General features: G+C 45.2%; 17 protein-coding genes. 9 read left to right on the top strand and 8 right to left on the bottom strand.

Annotated features, from left to right (window positions below; all coding sequences use genetic code 11):
* Window positions 1-33: 33 nt before the first annotated feature.
* Window positions 34-612 carry a competence transcription factor ComK gene (gene comK / locus NST56_RS05790; protein ID WP_010333638.1) on the bottom strand — a complete coding sequence of 193 codons (579 nt, stop codon included), beginning with the start codon at window positions 610-612 and terminating at the stop codon, window positions 34-36.
* A gap of 292 nt (window positions 613-904) precedes the next feature.
* Here comK and NST56_RS05785 point away from each other — a divergent pair, with 292 nt between their 5' ends.
* The gene (locus NST56_RS05785) at window positions 905-1,138 is read left to right on the top strand and encodes an IDEAL domain-containing protein (protein WP_010333637.1); all 234 of its coding nucleotides are present in this window, start codon (window positions 905-907) and stop codon (window positions 1,136-1,138) included.
* A gap of 28 nt (window positions 1,139-1,166) precedes the next feature.
* Here NST56_RS05785 and NST56_RS05780 read toward each other — a convergent pair whose 3' ends face one another.
* The gene (locus tag NST56_RS05780; RefSeq protein WP_010333636.1) at window positions 1,167-2,024 is read right to left on the bottom strand and encodes an SDR family oxidoreductase; all 858 of its coding nucleotides are present in this window, start codon (window positions 2,022-2,024) and stop codon (window positions 1,167-1,169) included.
* Window positions 2,025-2,135: 111 nt separating this feature from the next.
* On the opposite strand from NST56_RS05780, the gene NST56_RS05775 reads away from it, so the two are divergent.
* From NST56_RS05775 to NST56_RS05750, 6 genes are all read left to right on the top strand, one after another.
* On the top strand, window positions 2,136-3,665 hold the full coding sequence (locus NST56_RS05775; protein ID WP_326226843.1) for an FAD-dependent oxidoreductase: 1,530 nt from the start codon (window positions 2,136-2,138) through the stop codon (window positions 3,663-3,665).
* Window positions 3,666-3,806: 141 nt separating this feature from the next.
* Window positions 3,807-5,105, top strand: a complete 1,299-nt coding sequence (gene hemAT, locus NST56_RS05770; RefSeq protein ID WP_229147750.1) for a heme-based aerotactic transducer HemAT — start codon at window positions 3,807-3,809, stop codon at window positions 5,103-5,105.
* Window positions 5,106-5,240: 135 nt separating this feature from the next.
* Entirely contained in the window at window positions 5,241-5,798 is a 558-nt protein-coding gene (locus NST56_RS05765; protein WP_339180638.1) for a biotin transporter BioY, read from the top strand.
* A 6-nt stretch (window positions 5,799-5,804) separates the two neighbouring features.
* Window positions 5,805-7,244, top strand: coding sequence for an acyl-CoA synthetase (locus tag NST56_RS05760; protein WP_339180636.1), 1,440 nt, complete (start codon window positions 5,805-5,807; stop codon window positions 7,242-7,244).
* Window positions 7,241-8,335 (top strand): acetyl-CoA C-acyltransferase, encoded by a 1,095-nt coding sequence (locus NST56_RS05755; protein ID WP_339180633.1) that lies wholly within the window; start codon window positions 7,241-7,243, stop codon window positions 8,333-8,335. Before NST56_RS05760 ends, NST56_RS05755 begins: the two co-directional genes overlap by 4 nt.
* Window positions 8,336-8,405: 70 nt before the next feature.
* A complete protein-coding gene (locus NST56_RS05750) occupies window positions 8,406-8,987 on the top strand; it encodes a histidine phosphatase family protein (RefSeq protein WP_286058773.1) in 582 nt (193 codons plus the stop codon).
* Between the two features lie 27 nt (window positions 8,988-9,014).
* Here NST56_RS05750 and NST56_RS05745 read toward each other — a convergent pair whose 3' ends face one another.
* The 3 genes from NST56_RS05745 to NST56_RS05735 form a co-directional block, all read right to left on the bottom strand.
* Window positions 9,015-9,986: an ABC transporter substrate-binding protein gene (locus NST56_RS05745; protein ID WP_339180629.1), complete on the bottom strand. Its 972-nt coding sequence runs from the start codon at window positions 9,984-9,986 to the stop codon at window positions 9,015-9,017.
* Window positions 9,987-10,242: 256 nt separating this feature from the next.
* Window positions 10,243-11,235: an acryloyl-CoA reductase gene (locus NST56_RS05740; protein ID WP_339180626.1), complete on the bottom strand. Its 993-nt coding sequence runs from the start codon at window positions 11,233-11,235 to the stop codon at window positions 10,243-10,245.
* Between the two features lie 71 nt (window positions 11,236-11,306).
* Entirely contained in the window at window positions 11,307-11,756 is a 450-nt protein-coding gene (locus tag NST56_RS05735) for a GNAT family N-acetyltransferase (protein WP_339180623.1), read from the bottom strand.
* A gap of 443 nt (window positions 11,757-12,199) precedes the next feature.
* Here NST56_RS05735 and aprE point away from each other — a divergent pair, with 443 nt between their 5' ends.
* Window positions 12,200-13,345, top strand: coding sequence for a subtilisin AprE (gene aprE, locus NST56_RS05730; protein WP_339180620.1), 1,146 nt, complete (start codon window positions 12,200-12,202; stop codon window positions 13,343-13,345).
* 42 nt (window positions 13,346-13,387) lie between these two features.
* Here aprE and NST56_RS05725 read toward each other — a convergent pair whose 3' ends face one another.
* Window positions 13,388-14,677, bottom strand: coding sequence for a M48 family metallopeptidase (locus NST56_RS05725; protein WP_286058776.1), 1,290 nt, complete (start codon window positions 14,675-14,677; stop codon window positions 13,388-13,390).
* A 142-nt stretch (window positions 14,678-14,819) separates the two neighbouring features.
* On the opposite strand from NST56_RS05725, the gene NST56_RS05720 reads away from it, so the two are divergent.
* Window positions 14,820-15,215, top strand: coding sequence for a hypothetical protein (locus tag NST56_RS05720; protein WP_010333623.1), 396 nt, complete (start codon window positions 14,820-14,822; stop codon window positions 15,213-15,215).
* 39 nt (window positions 15,216-15,254) lie between these two features.
* On the opposite strand, the gene NST56_RS05715 is transcribed toward NST56_RS05720, so the two are convergent.
* Window positions 15,255-16,796, bottom strand: coding sequence for a fatty acid--CoA ligase family protein (locus NST56_RS05715; RefSeq protein WP_339180614.1), 1,542 nt, complete (start codon window positions 16,794-16,796; stop codon window positions 15,255-15,257).
* A 117-nt stretch (window positions 16,797-16,913) separates the two neighbouring features.
* Window positions 16,914-17,558, bottom strand: a complete 645-nt coding sequence (locus NST56_RS05710; RefSeq protein WP_326226835.1) for an SDR family oxidoreductase — start codon at window positions 17,556-17,558, stop codon at window positions 16,914-16,916.
* Window positions 17,559-17,585: the final 27 nt, after the last annotated feature.

Below are 17,585 nucleotides of genomic sequence, written 5' to 3'. Positions count from 1 at the left end.
AGCTGCCCTGTTTGGTCAGCTCCTTTCTATTTTCTAATACCGCTCCCCAAGCTCACGCAAAATAAAATCATAAATCATCTTCGTCCGCTCTTCCTTCGGATACAGCATAAATTCCTGCCGTTTCGGGACACGGTGTTCGATTCTGTCCTGAAATTTGGTTCTGAGCCAGGCTGTCCGGTATACCTGATTCTCGAACGAATTGCATGAGACCGGCAGCTCCAACGTTTTTCCGTTTGAAAACGTCACTTCCGTATCGTCGAATTCAGTCGGTTTGAATTCTTTTACATGCACATGGGAAATCCAGCCGCATTGGGGTCTAGTCGAAGAAAGTGTAGGGAATAAAAAGATTTGGTTCGAAGGGTCCACCATGATTGGTGGTTTGTGAGAAATTTTTGTCACTTCATAAGTTCCCGCTTTTCTTCCCGCGTAGCTTGATCCGAAAAATCGGCAGCTTCGGTCGACAATTTGCAGCGGCTTCATGCTGACGTAAAACATACAGTCTTTTTCAATGATTTTTGAACAGATTTTGCCGTCGATTTCTTCTGGCAGCACGGCAATTGTTGCGCTGTTTACTTCATACGATTCTAGTGGTGCGTCAGTTTTCTGACTCATGTTATGGCCTCCATCCTTTTTCTGCAAATTTTATACTAATAATCTATCATCTGTGTTTATAAAACGACAGGATTTTTTAACAAATGAACTAAAATCATCTTTTATTTATATTTTTTAGTTCTATTTTACTAGTAATAAACCGATTTTACTTTACTATATGATCTCATAACACAGCACTTCGCAGGATATGTCGATAGATTGCCAAGTATTAGTTGTCTAAAAATTATAAAAATTTATTGATTTTTTCGACCGTTATCCATATACTATAAAAAAGGCATTGGGGGGATTCTTTATGAAAGAGAAAAAGTCGTACACTGAGCTCATGAAGTCCCGCAACACGCAAAAAACAAAAGAATTTGATGTAACAATGATGGATATTTACATTCAAATGGTGCTCGATGAATCCTTGTTTAAGCGTCGGTTGACCATGCTGACTGACCAAATCAACAAAGCCTTGGACGAAAAAGATAAAGATGCGTTTCTTACGCTCTCTAAAGAATATGCAGCGCTCAAACAGAGCGAATAAGCCAATCCTTAAGGATTGGCTTTTTTAATTATCCATTTACAATCGTTCCCCCGTTGACATGAATGGTCTGCCCGGTGACGTAAGTAGAATCATCGCTGGCAAGATATAAATAGCTCGGCGCCACTTCCACCGGCTGGCCCGGCCGTTCCATCGGCACATCCGAACCAAACACTTCCACATCTTTTGCGGCAAAGCTGGCCGGAATGAGCGGTGTCCAGATTGGTCCCGGCGCAACCGCATTGACTCGAATGCCCTGCTGGACAAGCGATTGGGAAAGGGATCTTGTAAAAGTGACAATGGCTCCTTTTGTCGCTGAGTAATCGATCAGTGTTTTATTGCCTTTGTACGCGGTGATCGATGCTGTATTGATAATACTGCTTCCTTTTTTCAAATGAGGCAACACAGCCTTCGTTAAATAAAACATAGAGAAAATGTTTGTCTGGAAGGTTCTGATCAGCTGGTGGCTAGTGATTTTTTCAATGCTCGGCTGCACATGCTGCTCAGCGGCATTATTGACCAAAATATCAATGGATGAAAAAGCCTGGCTGGCCTGTCTTACCACCTCGTTACAAAAGGCTTCATCTCCGACATCTCCTGCAATCAGCAGGCACTTCACCCCTTCTTTCTCTACATACTCCTTTGTTTCTTCGGCGTCCTGATGTTCATTAAAATACACAATGACCACATTCGCCCCTTCTTTTGCGAATAACACCGATACAGCGCGTCCGATCCCGCTGTCTCCACCTGTAATAATGGCCGTTTTGCCCGCTAGTTTTTTTGCCTTCTTCGGCTTATCAAATACCGGACGGGGATCCATCAGATATTCGAATCCCGGCTGCTGGTCCTGATGCTGCGGCGGCAATGTTTTCTTTTTCTCATTCGCCAATGCAATCACTCCTTTTCAACCCTATTATGTTATGAATAAAGCCTGCTTCCTATGTATGAAAAGATAGAAAGTGGAAAAATTAAGAATAAATGATATTGGAGGTACAATGGCTTGGCTAATCAACATTTTTCAAAAGAAGCTCCTGAAACATATTGGAGAACATCGGCGGACTTGCCTTCTTTTCCGGCGCTGCAAGAGGATACGGAATGTGATGTCACTATTATTGGAGGAGGCATTACAGGAATCACGACGGCCTATGAGCTGTCCAAAAGAGGCTTCCGAGTCGTTCTGATTGAAGCAAATCAGGTTCTCAATGGCACAACGGCCCACACAACGGCAAAAGTGACAGCTCAGCACGATATGATCTATGATGAATTTATCCGCAACTTCGGGTTGAACCACGCAAGGCTTTATTATGAAGCGAACCAAAATGCAATTGATTACATAAAAGGGATTGTTGATGAACATCAGATCGATTGCGAATGGACCAAACAAGATGCTTACCTTTACACAACAAGTGAAGATGCTGTACAAAAAATCCGCACTGAGCATGAGGCATATACAAAACTAGGGATTGAGAGAGACCTCGTAAAAGATCTTCCCCTTCCCGTCGGCTCTAAGCTGGCGCTTGTAATGAAGAACCAAGCCCAATTTCACCCGCTTCACTTTTTAACGGCGCTTCTTGATCAGATCGTGCAAAAAGGCGGACGGATTTTTGAAGAGACTGTTGCGCTTGATATTAAAAAAGGGGAAATGCCTGAAGTTGTTACAAAAAGCCGGCACGCCATTAAAAGCCGATTTATCATATGCTGCTCCCATTTCCCTTTTTATGACGGGGGCGGATTATATGCAACAAGAATGTATTCTGACAGATCCTATGTCCTCGCCGTCAAGCCGAAGATCGACTATCCTGAGGGCATGTATGTAAGTATAGATCAGCCGTCAGTTGCGCTTCGCTACACCATTGCCAACGGAGAAAAGCTGATTCTATTCAGCGGAGTAAGCCATAAAACAGGCCAAGGAAAAGACATGTCGACCCATTACGAAACGCTGAGACAATTGGCAGAAAGCACAATTGGAATCGAAAGCATTCCCTATTACTGGTCCACACAGGATCTCGTGACTATCGACAAAATCCCATTCATCGGACCTATGTCTGAAAACGAAGACAATATTCTCGTTGCGACCGGCTTCAAAAAATGGGGCATGACATCATCAGCTGTCGCAGCTCAGCTTTTGTCAGACCTTGTGGAGAAAAAAGACAATCCATATGAGAGCATTTTTACACCGTCGCGTTTTCATCTGAATCCCGGCTTGCAAAAGGTGATTTCCTATAATGCAGATGTGGCCAAGCATTTCATTAAAGGAAAGCTTGAAAAACCCGACGTCGGGTTTGAAGAGATCGCGCCAGGTGAAGGAAAAGCCGTCACCATTAACGGGAGACGCGCGGGGGCATTCAGAGATGAAACAGGGTGCCTGCATCTTGTTGATACAACCTGCACCCATTTAGGCTGTGAAGTGGAATGGAACGATGGAGAGCACACATGGGATTGTCCGTGCCACGGATCACGCTTTAAACCAAACGGCGAGGTAGTTGAAGGGCCGGCCATCAAACCATTAAAACAAATTGACCTTGATTAAACCGTTCAGTGAACTGAACGGTTTTTTTATAAATAATTTCTATCTGGCGTCTTCATTCGTGCTCCCCTTGACCGATAAAAAAGAAAAAGGCTTAAAAAACCAAAAGATAAAATTATATTTTTCCCAAGGGGGATCACTGTATTGTTATTTAAAAAAGATAGAAAAAAAGAAACAGCTTATTTTTCAGATTCAAACGCACAGCAAAAAAATCGCATTCAGCTCACAAACAAGTTCTCAGATGTGAAAAAACAGCTCAAAATGGTCAGGCTGGGAGACCCAGAGCTGCACGTGCTGCAGGAGCTTCAGCCCTTAATCCAAGAAAACATTGTTTACATCGTGGACGCTTTCTATAAAAACCTCGACCATGAGAGCTCATTAATGGATATTATTAACGACCACAGCTCAGTTGACCGCTTAAAACAAACGTTAAAACGGCATATTCAGGAAATGTTTGCCGGTGTCATTGATGATGAATTCATTGAAAAACGAAATAAAATTGCTTCTATCCATTTACGAATCGGCCTTCTGCCAAAATGGTACATGGGGGCGTTTCAGGAATTGCTTCTATCAATGATTGATATTTATGAAAAATCAATTTCAGATCACCATGAACTGCTGAAAGCAATCAAAGCGACAACCAAAATCTTAAACTTGGAACAGCAGCTTGTTCTTGAAGCGTTTCAAGCTGAGTACAACAAAACTCGCGATGAACAAGAGGAAAAGAAAAATCTTTTGCATCAGAAAATCCAAGAAACCTCCGGGTCGATCGCAAATCTGTTTTCAGAAACGAGCAGATCCGTTCAAGAGCTTGTTGACAAATCTGAAGGCATTTCCGAAGCATCCAAAGCCGGCACAGTCACATCCAGCACCGTTGAAGAAAAGTCGATCGGCGGGAAAAAAGAGCTTGAAATCCAGCAAAAACAGATGAATCGGATCGATACGAGCCTCGTCCAAATCGAAAAAGAAATGGTGAAGCTGGATGAAATCGCACAGCAAATTGAAAAAATCTTCGGCATCGTCACAGGCATTGCCGAACAAACGAATCTTCTGTCACTAAACGCATCTATTGAATCAGCCCGTGCAGGCGAACACGGCAAAGGCTTTGCTGTTGTGGCCAATGAAGTGCGGAAGCTGTCTGAAGATACGAAAAAAACCGTTTCTACAGTGTCCGAGCTTGTGAACAACACCAATACACAAATCAACATCGTGTCGAAGCATATCAAAGACGTGAACGGGCTTGTCAGCGAAAGCAAAGAAAAAATGACACAAATTAACCGTTTATTCGATGAAATCGTTCACAGCATGAAAGTCAGCAAAGAACAATCCGGAAAAATTGACGTCGATCTGCAAGCCTTTCTCGGAGGGCTCCAGGAAGTCAGCCGCGCCGTTTCTCATGTGGCTGCTTCTGTTGATTCGCTCGTCATACTTACAGAAGAATAATCATCAAAAACCGGCCGAACGGAGGGCCGGTTTTTTTACGTTTCTTATGTAAACCTCCATTAATATTAAGTTGACATAGAAGCTGTCTGCATTTATTGTAGAACCATATTTTATTCGTTAGCTGGAGGGTTTCATATGAAATTAATAGACATGATGCACATTGCAATCTTTACTGCACTGATGGCAGTGCTTGGCTTTATCCCCCCTCTTTTCTTATCCTTTACACCCGTTCCCATTACGCTGCAGACGCTCGGTGTCATGCTGGCCGGCAGCATCCTCAGACCCAAAGCCGCTTTTTTAAGCCAGCTTGTCTTTTTGCTGCTCGTTGCCTTTGGAGCACCGTTATTGCCCGGCGGCCGTGGCGGGTTTGGCGTTTTTTTCGGGCCGAGCGCTGGTTTTCTGATGGCTTATCCGTTCGCCTCATGGCTGATCAGCCTAACCGTTCACAGACTGCATAAGGTAACGGTGTTCCGTCTCTTTTTCATTCATATTGTATTCGGCATCGCCTTTATTTACCTGCTTGGGATTCCTGTACAGGCTTTTATCATGCATATGGATCTGTTACAGGCGGGTTTTATAAGTCTTTCATTTGTGCCCGGCGATTTATTAAAAGCGGCAGCATCTGCGCTGCTTGCCATTAAAATCACCCAAGCCTTGTCTCTTTCTGATACGATGTATACAAAAGGAGGCTGACATTCTGTGACCATTACACATACATATAGATCCTTTGCCGATATAAATCCAAGCCGGATTGCAATCCAGACTGAATCTGAACATATTACATATCGGGATTGGAATCGGCTGGTCACCCAAACTGCCAATTGGCTGCGGACACAGCCAAACGTTCCAAAACGTGTAGCCATCCTGCTCCCAAACAGCCTTGCATTTTTACAGCTGTTTGCCGGAGCTGCCGCGGCCGGGTGTACGGCCGTTCCTATTGATACACGCTGGAGTGCGGCTGAATGCGGTGAGCGGCTGGCAGTAAGCGGTGCTGATTTTGTGGTGGCTTCATATCTTTTTAAAAACAAACTGACAGATAGTCTGACACCCGTTGTTTGGCTGGAAGACTGTATGGCGCATATCGCTGAGGCATCCGCTGATCCGGCAACAGCCGTTGACCCTGAGCTTCCCTTTTATATGGGCTTTACGTCAGGCTCAACAGGCAAGCCGAAAGCATTTACGCGCTCTCATCGCTCTTGGGTTGAAAGCTTTCAGTGTACAGAAACAGATTTTTCGGTCTCCTCAAATGACAAAGTTCTGATTCCGGGAACGTTAATGTCTTCTCACTTTTTATTCGGTGCTGTCAGCACTCTGTATCTCGGGGGAACCGTTTGTTTGCTTAAAAAATTCATTCCCGCTCAAACGAAGGAGTGGTTCACACAGAAATCCATCAGCGTACTCTATACCGTACCGACAATGACAGATGCCCTCGCCAATATTCACGCTTTTCCTGACAGCTCCGTTACAATCATTTCATCGGGAGCGGACTGGCCGGCAGCATCCAAGGAGAAGCTCGCAGCCAAATGGCCTCATTTGAAGCTGTACGATTTTTACGGCACATCTGAGCTTAGTTTTGTGGCATATCTATCACCGGAAGACAGCAAACGAAAACCTCATTCAGCGGGCCGCCCTTTTCATAATGTCCGCATAGAGATTCGCAGCGCCGCCGGGGACCTCTGTCAGCCGGGGGAAATCGGGAAAATATTCGTCAAAAGCCCGATGAAGTTCTCAGGCTATGTAAACAGCCGCACATCAGATCAATCGGAATGGATGACAGTAGATGACATGGGCTATGTTGATGAAGAGGGATTTCTGTACATTGCAGGACGAGAAAACGGAATGATCGTATATGGCGGATTAAATATATTCCCTGAAGAAGTTGAGCGTGTGCTTCTCTCCTGCCCAGAGGTTGAAAAAGCAGCTGTGACGGGCATTCCGGACGAGTATTGGGGAGAAATCGCCGCGGCCGTCATTTGCGGGAATACAGACGCCAAAAAACTGAAAGCCTGGTGCAGACACAAACTGGCATCCTACAAAATCCCGAAAAAATGGGTGTTTACAGACTGTATTCCGGAAACTAACAGCGGCAAAATTGCCCGTTCCAGCGTAAAAAAATGGCTGCGGGGTATGGTGGATTGAACGCGGTGATTGCAGATGCAAAACGAACGATTTTCGGAAAAGAAAACGGACTGCTGAAGCAGTTTCTGCCGGAGGATTTGGCTGCTCCTCTCATCAGCTGTCTCGGCCGAAAGTTAGAGGATCAAATCGATGAAGTGATTTTGGGAAACGCCACTGGCAGAGGCGGCAACCTCGCCCGGCTGTCAGCACTTCAAGCCGGACTTCCTTTATCTGTTCCCGGCATGACAATTGACAGACAATGCGGCTCAGGGCTTGAAGCAGTGCGTTCCGCATGCAATCTTATCAAAGCGGGATCCGGAAACATTTATATCGCAGGCGGCTCAGAAAGCAGCAGCCGATCTCCTTTTTCAGAAAGAGCCCGCTTTTCACCGGACACTGTTGGTGATCCCGATATGGGCATGGCGGCCGAATATACAGCAGCACGCTATGCCATCCCAAGAAGCATGCAGGACGAATACGCGCTTCACAGCTATCACCGCAGCTGGAGTGCTCATACTGAAGGGCTGTACCGTGAAGAGATTGTTCCTCTCGGGGAGTTGGAAACAGATGAAGCTTTCTTGAAAAGACGGCCGATGGAAGCAATCATTTCTCGTGCAAAGCCGGTGTTTGACACCAGCTCCGGAACGGTTACAGCCGCCAACAGCAGCGGCATATCAGATGGGGCGGCTGCACTCCTTGTCATGGAAGAGAAAAAAGCTGCATCCCTCGGCTATAAACCTGTGCTGCGCTTTATCGGAAGCGCCGTTAGCGGCATTCATCCCAACTATCCGTCCGCCGCTCCGGTTGAAGCGATCAGAAAGCTTCTAGCTGCTAACGCACTGACGACTGACGATATCGGTTTATACGAAATCAACGAAGCCTTTGCCGTTAAAATATGCGTCTGCTCACAAGAACTGGGTATTCCCTATTCAAAAATCAATGTGCGGGGCGGCGCATTAGCTCTCGGCCATCCTTACGGCGCTTCCGGGGCGGCACTGGTCACCAGATTGTTTTATGAAGCGCAAAGACGGACAGGCTGTCAATATGCTGTCGCTGCCATCGGAAGCGGCGGCGGAATCGGTTTGGCTTTATTATTTGAGGTATTGGCATAGGCTTTTTCATAGGATGCATGCCTCTGATTTAGTATAATAACGATAAGATTAAAGTCAGGAAGGGGATTTTATGACAGCCGTTTGCTTAGTAAGACACGGAGAAACCGATTGGAACCTGCAGCAAAAATGCCAAGGGAAAACAGACATCCCGCTGAACGAGACAGGCGAACGCCAAGCAAAGGAAACCGGAGAATACTTAAAAGATTTCTCTTGGGATATCATTGTCACCAGCCCGCTGAAAAGAGCCAGAAGAACCGCGGACATTATTAATGAATACCTCAATCTTCCTATTGTCGAGATGGATGACTTTAAGGAGCGTGATTACGGGGACGCGGAGGGGATGCCGCTTGAAGAACGGACAAAGCGCTATCCGGACAAGAACTATCCAAACATGGAAACGCTGGAAGAGCTCACGGACAGGCTGATGGGCGGATTGGTAAAAGTAAATCACGCATATCCAAATCAAAAGGTACTGATTGTCGCGCACGGCGCAGCGATTCACGCACTGCTTACAGAGATTTCCGGCGGTGATCCCGAGCTTCAGAATACGCGCCTTGTCAATGCCTGCCTCAGCAACATTGAATTTGCAGAAGAAAAATGGAAAATTAAAGATTATAACATCAATAGCCACTTATCCGGTTTTATTCAATAAAAAAAGACAGGCGTTTGCCTGTCTTTTTTATTTATTCTCCGCTGCCATATCATTTTGAAGTTCATCTAAAATGGCATTCGCTCCATCCACACTGCGGCGCAGAGACCATACCTGACGGTCAACATGGTACACATGTCCGTTTTTCACTGCCTTCAGCTTCTTCCACAGAACATTTTTTTCGATCGGGCGTTTGCCGTCCGCGTCAATATCGTCTGTTTTTCCTGTCATCAGGATGATTACATCCGGGTCTGTTTTCAGCAGCTGCTCAAGTGTCATTTTCATGTTCACAGAGTCGCCGCCATTACCGGTTTTTTTGTTATCGGACGTGCTGATCGCATATTGATAGCCGACTTGTGTTAAAAGTCTCGATGTGAAGAAATTTTCATCTCTGGCCATAATCGTGTCATTTGTATTTCCAATCAAAAGCACAGATTGGCTGTTCGCACTGATCTTTCTCTTTGTTTCATTCACTTTTTCTTCATGCGCTGTCAGCTTTTTCTCCATATCCTTCTCTTTGCCGACTGCTTTTGCAATGGTAAGCGAAACGTCAATTGTATCCTGATAATCAGCATTTAAATTATTAAGCGCGATCGTCGGCGCGATTTTTTTCAGCTGATCATATACTTTCTTATGACGAGTCGTGTCTGCAATAATTAAATCGGGTTTCAGCGAAGAAATTTTTTCCATACTTGGCTGTGACCTTGTACCGACAGATGTGTAGCCGTCAATTTTTTTCAGTACATCCTTGTTGATCAGCTGCTTCGCTTTATTGTCATCCGCCACTCCAATAGGCGTAATGCCGAGATCAAGCAAAGTGTCGATGAAGCCAAGCTCAAGCACAACGACCCGCTTCGGATGCTCAGACACGTTCGTCTTCCCTAAATCATGTGTTACCGCTACTTTATTTTCTTCACTGTTTTGATTGCCGGCTGAAGAAGAACAAGCCGCCGTCAAGACAGAAAGAAGTAAAACTGTAAGAATAATCAGTGTTTTTTTCATAATATTCCAGTCTCTCCTGTATCTCAATTGAGGTGTCCAAAAGATAGTATAACACGTAATGATAATCATTATCACTATTATTATTGAAAATCAGAATAGAAAGTTTCATTTGGAATGGGGTGACGATTGGGAGGAATGTTTGAAAACGGATATGCTGTCATGTGATACAGAAGCTTTGAATGAACCTGCATATTCTATACAAACAAAAAGCTTGCAGAAAAAGCATCGTTTTTTCTGCAAGCCGAAACTTCTCATTTTACAGTTTTACAAGGACCCTTCCTTGAATGTGATTTTGCAAAATATCGTTTAACGCATCAGGTGCTTCTGTTAAAGAGACTTCCTTGTCTACGATGGTCAGCAGCTGATCAGGCTTGAGATCAGAAGACATGCGCTCCCAAACAGCGGCTCTGACATCCATCGGACAGTACACTGAATCGATTCCCAGCAGACTGACTCCGCGAAGAATAAACGGATACACCGTTGCAGGAACCTCTCCCCCGCCCGTTAAACCGCTGACTGCGACAGATCCGCCGTATTGAATTTTGCTTAAAAGCGAGGCAAGCTGCTTCCCGCCGACAGGATCAACGGCTCCTTGCCATTGCTGCTTGGACAGCGCCTTACGTTTTCCGTCATAGACATCTTTCCTGCTGATCACTTCATCAGCACCGAGCTGCTTCAAATAGTCAGCCGCCTCCCGGTTTCCTGTGCTTGCGACCACATTGTAGCCGCGTTTGCTGAGCATCGATATTGCAATTCCGCCGACACCGCCGGTTGCTCCGGTGACAAGCACGCTCCCTTTTTCAGGAGAGAGTCCGTTCTGTTCAAGACGATGGACAGATAACGCCGCTGTAAACCCCGCCGTTCCGTACGCCATCGCTTCCTGCAGCGAAAGGTTCTTTGGCAAAGGCACCAGCCAGTCGCCAGGCACTGAAACATATTCGCTTAATCCGCCATGGCGTGAGACACCAAGCTCATAGCTTGTCGCAATGACTTCATCTCCTTCGGCAAAACGCGGATCATTTGAAGAGACAACCGTACCTGCGGCATCAATGCCTAAAATAAGCGGATATTCTCTAACAATATTCCCGCCTGCTTTTCCGGCCAAGCCGTCTTTGTAGTTGATGCCAGAATATGCTGTTTTAATCAGCACGCCGTCTTTCGGCAAATCCTCTGTTGATATGGTTTTGACATTGACTGAAACATCATCTGCATTTTTTTCTGCCAGCAATGCTTGAAATAACGTTGACATTCGGCACACTCCTTTTCATCTTTATCGTAACCGAACATCAGCCAAAAAACCAAATCATGAGGCCTCTATTTTCACTTCTCCGGCACATTAAGACTGTAATGCACAAATGCCGTTTCCTCTTCATAGCTGTTTTGCTCATATAAACTTCTTGCCGTCCGGTTGTGATGTTCCGTCTGCAGCTTTACACATTTCGCTCCGTTTTCCGAGGCATAATCCTTTGCAGCGGAAAGCAGCCGCCGGCCAACTCCCTTTTTTCGTACAGAAGGAGCGACAAATAAATCATTTAATGTGTAGATTCTTTTCATAGCCACGGAAGAAAGGGCTGGGTAAAGCTGTGTAAAACCTATGAATTCCCCATTTTCTTCCGCGATAAAAATAGCAGATTCTTTATTTTCCAGGCGTGCTTTCAAAAAAGCCTCTGCTCCTTCCAGATCAGGCGCCTGCTTATAAAATTCCCGGTACTGATTAAAAAGCGGCGCAACGGCTGCCGCATCTGCTGTTTCAGCTTGTCGAATGTTCATCCCTTTTCCTTCTCTCTATATGTTGTTAAGAATTTCATTTTATATTTTAATAGAATTTTCTGTAAACCACATTGTTCAGAATACTTTTTTCAGCATGCATGGAAAAAATATCACGATAATATCCATTGATCTCAAAGAAAAACATGCAGGTCATTGGAACTGATTTATTCGACAGGGTTCTTTCTGGTCGCGGGAGGATTTAACCTGAAAAAACATGAAATTTCAACATAATGATTATTTACTCATGTCTATTTTCGTTCTTTTCTGTATGTATACAGTTATTTCGAGCCACTATAAAAATAGCGAGAGATGATATACCTAAATAGAAATAAAACAATCTCAAAAAAATGGGTCTACTAAAATATTATCCAATCTATTACAATAAATTCACAGAATAGTCTATCAATAGGCTGCTCTGAAATTGTAAAAGGAGAGGGTAAAGAGTGAGAAGCAAAAAATTGTGGATCAGCTTGTTGTTTGCGTTCACGCTAATCTTCACGATGGCATTCAGCAACATGTCTGCACAGGCTGCCGGAAAAAACAGTGAAGAAAAGAAGTACATTGTCGGATTTAAACAGACAATGGGGACTATGAGCACCGCCAAGAAAAAAGATGTTATTTCTGAAAAAGGCGGGAAAGTTCAAAAGCAATTTAAGTATGTAAATGCAGCCGCGGCAACATTGGATGAAAAAGCTGTAAAAGAACTGAAAAAAGATCCGAGTGTTGCTTATGTGGAAGAAGATCATGTTGCACATGAATATGCGCAATCTGTTCCTTACGGCATTTCTCAAATTAAAGCGCCGGCTCTTCACTCTCAAGGCTACACAGGCTCTAATGTAAAAGTAGCTGTCATCGACAGCGGAATTGACTCTTCTCATCCTGACTTAAACGTTCGAGGCGGAGCAAGCTTCGTACCTTCTGAAACAAACCCATACCAAGACGGCAGTTCTCACGGCACACATGTAGCCGGTACTGTTGCCGCTCTTAATAACACAATTGGTGTTCTGGGCGTAGCGCCTAGCGCATCGTTATATGCAGTAAAAGTGCTTGATTCTACAGGAAGCGGCCAATACAGCTGGATTATTAACGGCATTGAATGGGCGATTTCTAACAACATGGATGTCATCAACATGAGCCTTGGCGGACCTACTGGGTCTACAGCGTTGAAAACAGTAGTCGATAAAGCGGTTGCAAGCGGTATCGTCGTTGTTGCCGCAGCCGGAAACGAAGGAAGTTCAGGCAGCACAAGCACAGTCGGCTACCCTGCAAAATATCCTTCTACTATTGCGGTTGGCGCAGTAAACAGCAGCAACCAAAGAGCTTCATTCTCAAGCGCAGGTTCTGAGCTTGATGTGATGGCTCCTGGCGTAACCATCCAAAGCACACTGCCTGGAGGCACTTACGGCGCTTACAACGGAACGTCAATGGCGACTCCTCACGTTGCCGGAGCAGCAGCGTTAATTCTTTCTAAGCACCCGACTTGGACAAACGCGCAAGTCCGTGATCGTTTAGAAAGCACTGCAACATACCTTGGAAGCTCTTTCTACTATGGAAAAGGGTTAATCAACGTACAAGCAGCTGCACAATAAGATAAAAAAGAAGCAGGCCACTCCATACCTGCTTCTTTTTTATTAATCGGCCCCCTGTTCTGAGGCCGGGTGTTCTGACGTATTTTCATCGGTTTCCGCATGTTGAATCCGCTCCATGATCGAAGGGTGGCTCCCTCTGAAAAGTTTCACGAGAAAAGGCGGATCAACCTGGCTCAGCCCCGTAACAGCCAAATCCTGAAACGTTCTGACTGCGGCTTCGCTGTCCCCTGTCAGCTCAATTCCATATTGGTCTGCCTTATTCTCCTGATAACGGGAAACGGCATTAGAAAAAGGCGTAACGGCAAAACTCAAAACAGACACGATAAGCAATAACAGCGGCAATGCCGCAAGATCATGCCGGCCCTCTACATGAAACAGATTTCGTGCAAAGCGTACCCCCCGCTTGTAAAGCTTATCAACCATATAAAATCCCGCTAGCGACACGATTAAATAGCCGGCCAATCCGATATACACGTGCTTCATGACATAATGGCCCATTTCGTGCCCCATAATAAAGAGAATTTCCGAATCGTCGAGTTTATTCAGTGTTGTATCCCACAGAACAATCCGCTTATTGGCCCCAATTCCTGTCACATAGGCATTAAGCGCGTTTGTTTTTTCTGACATATTCACTTCATACACATGATCAGCCGGGATATCGGCTTCATCTGCCAGTGCTAAGATTTTGCTTTCCAGCTCTTTGTTTTTCAATGGATAAAAATCGTTGTATAAAGGATCAATAATCACCGGCTGAATAAAAAACAGAAACAGCGAAAACGGCACTGTTAACAGCCAGGCGTAAAACCACCATTTTTTTTCATGCTTTTTGATCAGCCAATAAAACACGAGAACGCAGAGCGTAAAGATCGGAAAACTGATCCAAAAGTCTATGACCTGGTCCTTAGCCCAGCTAGAGGCTGTCTGCGTCGAAATATGGTAATCAAGCGATACCTGATAGCCTATCCAATCTAAAGGCAGCGTCACTAACGTTGTGATCAGCGAAAGCACAAACACAAAACCAATCATCTGCAAAAAACGAAAGGGCACGGCCGCTTCCATCCATTTCTTGATTTTCTTTGAAACACCGCTGACCAGCAATACAAAAAATAGAAACCAATCAAGAGGAATACTGATAAAAAATAAAAAGTTCTTCACGTCAGAATACTGTTCGGCGACAGCCAATTGAGACGGCTTCATGAAAGAAGCCGGGTCAGCCTGTGTTCCTTTCACGGCCTCCGGCACAGCGGAATCGCCGGACATAAAGAAATACCAATAGAAAAAAATTCCATACAACACATATGCAAGCCCTGCACCCGCAATCCACTTGCGCATAACGCCTCACTCCTCACATCTAGACCCATTACTTCTATTGTAATCATAAATCCAATTTCTTAGAACCAAGCTGTGAGTTCGGACTTTTCCGCATGGAATCACCCACTGCTGGAGAAACTAGCAAATGTTTGGAGTGATGCAGATGAAAAAATTAGTAGCAGCTATCGTGGTTATCGGTCTTGTGTTTATTGCATTTTTCTACCTTTACAGCCGGTCAGGCGATGTGTATCAATCGGTTGATGCGGAATTGATCACCCTGTCTTCAGACGGGCGGGAAAAGATTGAAATCGAAAAAAGACAGCACGTCAAAGATATGCTGGACATTATGAATCAGGGAAAACAGCTGAAAACTGAGAAAACATCAGCTCCTGATTATGAAGGCACGGTAAAATTTCATAAAGACAGATTTGACTCATTCAGATTATGGATTGACGACAGCCAGCAGGCCGTTTTTTTGAAAGACGGCACGTATTACAAATTAACGCGAAACGATACCAAAGCGCTGCAAAACATCATTAAAAAAGAAGCAAAGGATTAAAAATGAAAAAGCGAAGCCCGCTGCTTCGCTTTTCTCACATTAATGAGGCAACATATCTTTCAGCGCCCGTCTGAGCATTTTGCCTGTTGCATTTTTCGGAATGTCATCAAGAAAGATGATCGCGGCAGGCCGTTTGTATTTTGCCAGATGCTTTTCGCAATGCGCCATCATTTCTGCTTCTGTGACACCAGACCGTTTCGGTACGACATACCCCTTTACCGCTTCGCCGCTTTCAGCATCAGGCACGCCGATGACAACAGCCTCCTTTACGTCCGGGTGGCTGTACAGCACCTCTTCCACTTCACGCGGATACACATTGTACCCGCCTACAATAATCATGTCTTTTTTCCGGTCTACAATGTAAAAATAACCATCCTCATCCCGCCTTGCCAGGTCTCCCGTATAGAGCCACCCGTCCTTTAAGGCGTGCTTCGTTTCCATCGGCATATTATAATAGCCCTTCATCACATTGGGCCCTTTTACGATCAATTCGCCCACCTGGTGATCAGGGACCTCTCGGCCGAGCGGATCGACGACCTTGTTTTCGACATGCAAAATACTTGTCCCGATGGAGCCTGGTTTTCTCCCTCTGTCAAACGGGTTAAAGCATGTGACAGGCGATGCTTCCGAAAGCCCGTAGCCCTCCAAAATGGTGACGCCGAATTTCTCTTCAAATGCCGTAAGCAGCGCGACCGGCATGGCCGCACCACCCGAGATGCACAAGCGAATAGAAGAAAAATCATCTGCCTTGCCTTCTTCATACTGGAATAAATAATTATACATCGTAGGCACGCCGGCAAAAATGGTTGCCTGCTGCTGATTTACAAGTTTAAAGACAGATGCAGGGCTGAACTGCGGTTCAATCAGCACGCATGCGCCGCTCATCAGCGGAGCGTTCATGCAGACAGTTAAGCAAAAAACATGAAACATCGGAAGAGCGCAGACTACATTGTCTCTCTCATCCATTCCCAAATACCCGGCGACATCGTTTGCATTGCTGAACAAATTCTGGTGGGTCAGCATCGCGCCTTTCGGTTTTCCCGTTGTTCCTGATGTATATAAAATAACCGCTGTATCATCAGGTACAAGCTCTGGATGGCGTGCAGCACCGTGTGTCGGTTGCAACAATTTTGTAAACGTTGTCATTTTCATTCTGACCTCGGGATCTGAAGCTTCCTGCTCATTTTCTCCCGTCCGGCATAAAATGACGAGTTCGACCTTTGGCAAAGATTCATGCATGCTTTCATAAATCGGCAAAAGCTGATCTACTCCTACGATTGCTTTGACATCACCGTTTGTCAGCATATAGCCGATTTCTGTCGGCGTGTAAGTCGGATTGATCGGCACCACCACAATACCGGCCTTTAATGCGCCGAAAAATGCGATGACAAAATCAGGCGAATTGCCAAGCAGCAAAGCAAGATGGTCCCCTTTTTCCATGCCCGCTTCCTGAAGGCCATCCGCAAAACGCTGAATATTGTCATTCAGTTCCTTGTAAGTAATCACTTGATCCCTAAACCTGCATGCGATGCTGTCCGGCTTCTCAGATGCTGTCTCTTCTAATTTCGAAACCAGATTCATTCTCCCACCCCTTAAAGTGAATGAGTAGTCATTCATTATTGAAGATAAGCTTTCCTTTTCATTATAGAGAAACACAAAAAAACACTCAAGAGCAAAAAGCCCCGAGTGTCAGTAGTGTTATAGATTCTTCAAAGCTTCGGCAATCGGTGTATCTCCTTCAGTGAGATCAAAAGCCCGATTTTCCGTGTTGGTTTCATCTAAAGAGGCAATGACTGCTGCCGCAACGTCATCACGTGATATATCACCCCGCTCTAGATCTACGGCTGCGGAAACCGTTCCTGTTCCCGGTTCATTGCGAAGGCCTCCCGGACGTATAATCGTATAGGCTAAGCCGCTGGATTCCAAAATTTTATCAGCATAATGCTTGGCCACGTAATAAGGTTTAAGTGCCTCATTCCAATTTTCACGGCGGTGGGCCTGCAGGGCGCTGACCATAATAAAACGTTTGATTCCCGCGATTTCCGCAGCCTCTATAGCTTTTGCCGCTCCGTCAAGATCCACCAGCAGCGTTTTATCATAGCCTGTGCTGCCCCCGGAGCCCGCTGTAAAAATAATCGCGTCACAGCCTTTTGCCGCGGCTGCGATTTCTTCCGGGCTTCCTTCTAGATTTGCTAGCACAGCTTCCGCGCCGGCCGCTTCCAAAGATGCTTTCTGTTCTTCTTTTCTGACCATCGCTCTGACGGAATGATCAGCATTCTCTTTGAATAAAGAAACAAGTCTTTGTCCGATTTGTCCGTTCGCTCCGATTAAAAACACTTTCATGTGAATCCCTCCTGCCTCCATTATTTC

It is taken from the genome of Bacillus sp. FSL R5-0560, from assembly GCF_037966305.1.
Classification (GTDB): domain Bacteria; phylum Bacillota; class Bacilli; order Bacillales; family Bacillaceae; genus Bacillus; species Bacillus mojavensis.
This window is presented reverse-complemented; position numbering and strand designations above follow the sequence as displayed.

Coding starts and splice junctions, on each gene's coding strand:
- NST56_RS05720 (WP_010333623.1), top strand. CDS start 14,820: ATGAAAAAATTAGTAGCAGCTATCGTGGTTATCGGTCTTGTGTTTATT.
- NST56_RS05745 (WP_339180629.1), bottom strand. CDS start 9,986: ATGAAAAAAACACTGATTATTCTTACAGTTTTACTTCTTTCTGTCTTG.
- NST56_RS05740 (WP_339180626.1), bottom strand. CDS start 11,235: ATGTCAACGTTATTTCAAGCATTGCTGGCAGAAAAAAATGCAGATGAT.
- NST56_RS05725 (WP_286058776.1), bottom strand. CDS start 14,677: ATGCGCAAGTGGATTGCGGGTGCAGGGCTTGCATATGTGTTGTATGGA.
- NST56_RS05715 (WP_339180614.1), bottom strand. CDS start 16,796: ATGAATCTGGTTTCGAAATTAGAAGAGACAGCATCTGAGAAGCCGGAC.
- NST56_RS05735 (WP_339180623.1), bottom strand. CDS start 11,756: ATGAACATTCGACAAGCTGAAACAGCAGATGCGGCAGCCGTTGCGCCG.
- NST56_RS05765 (WP_339180638.1), top strand. CDS start 5,241: ATGAAATTAATAGACATGATGCACATTGCAATCTTTACTGCACTGATG.
- NST56_RS05750 (WP_286058773.1), top strand. CDS start 8,406: ATGACAGCCGTTTGCTTAGTAAGACACGGAGAAACCGATTGGAACCTG.
- comK (WP_010333638.1), bottom strand. CDS start 612: ATGAGTCAGAAAACTGACGCACCACTAGAATCGTATGAAGTAAACAGC.
- NST56_RS05785 (WP_010333637.1), top strand. CDS start 905: ATGAAAGAGAAAAAGTCGTACACTGAGCTCATGAAGTCCCGCAACACG.
- NST56_RS05710 (WP_326226835.1), bottom strand. CDS start 17,558: ATGAAAGTGTTTTTAATCGGAGCGAACGGACAAATCGGACAAAGACTT.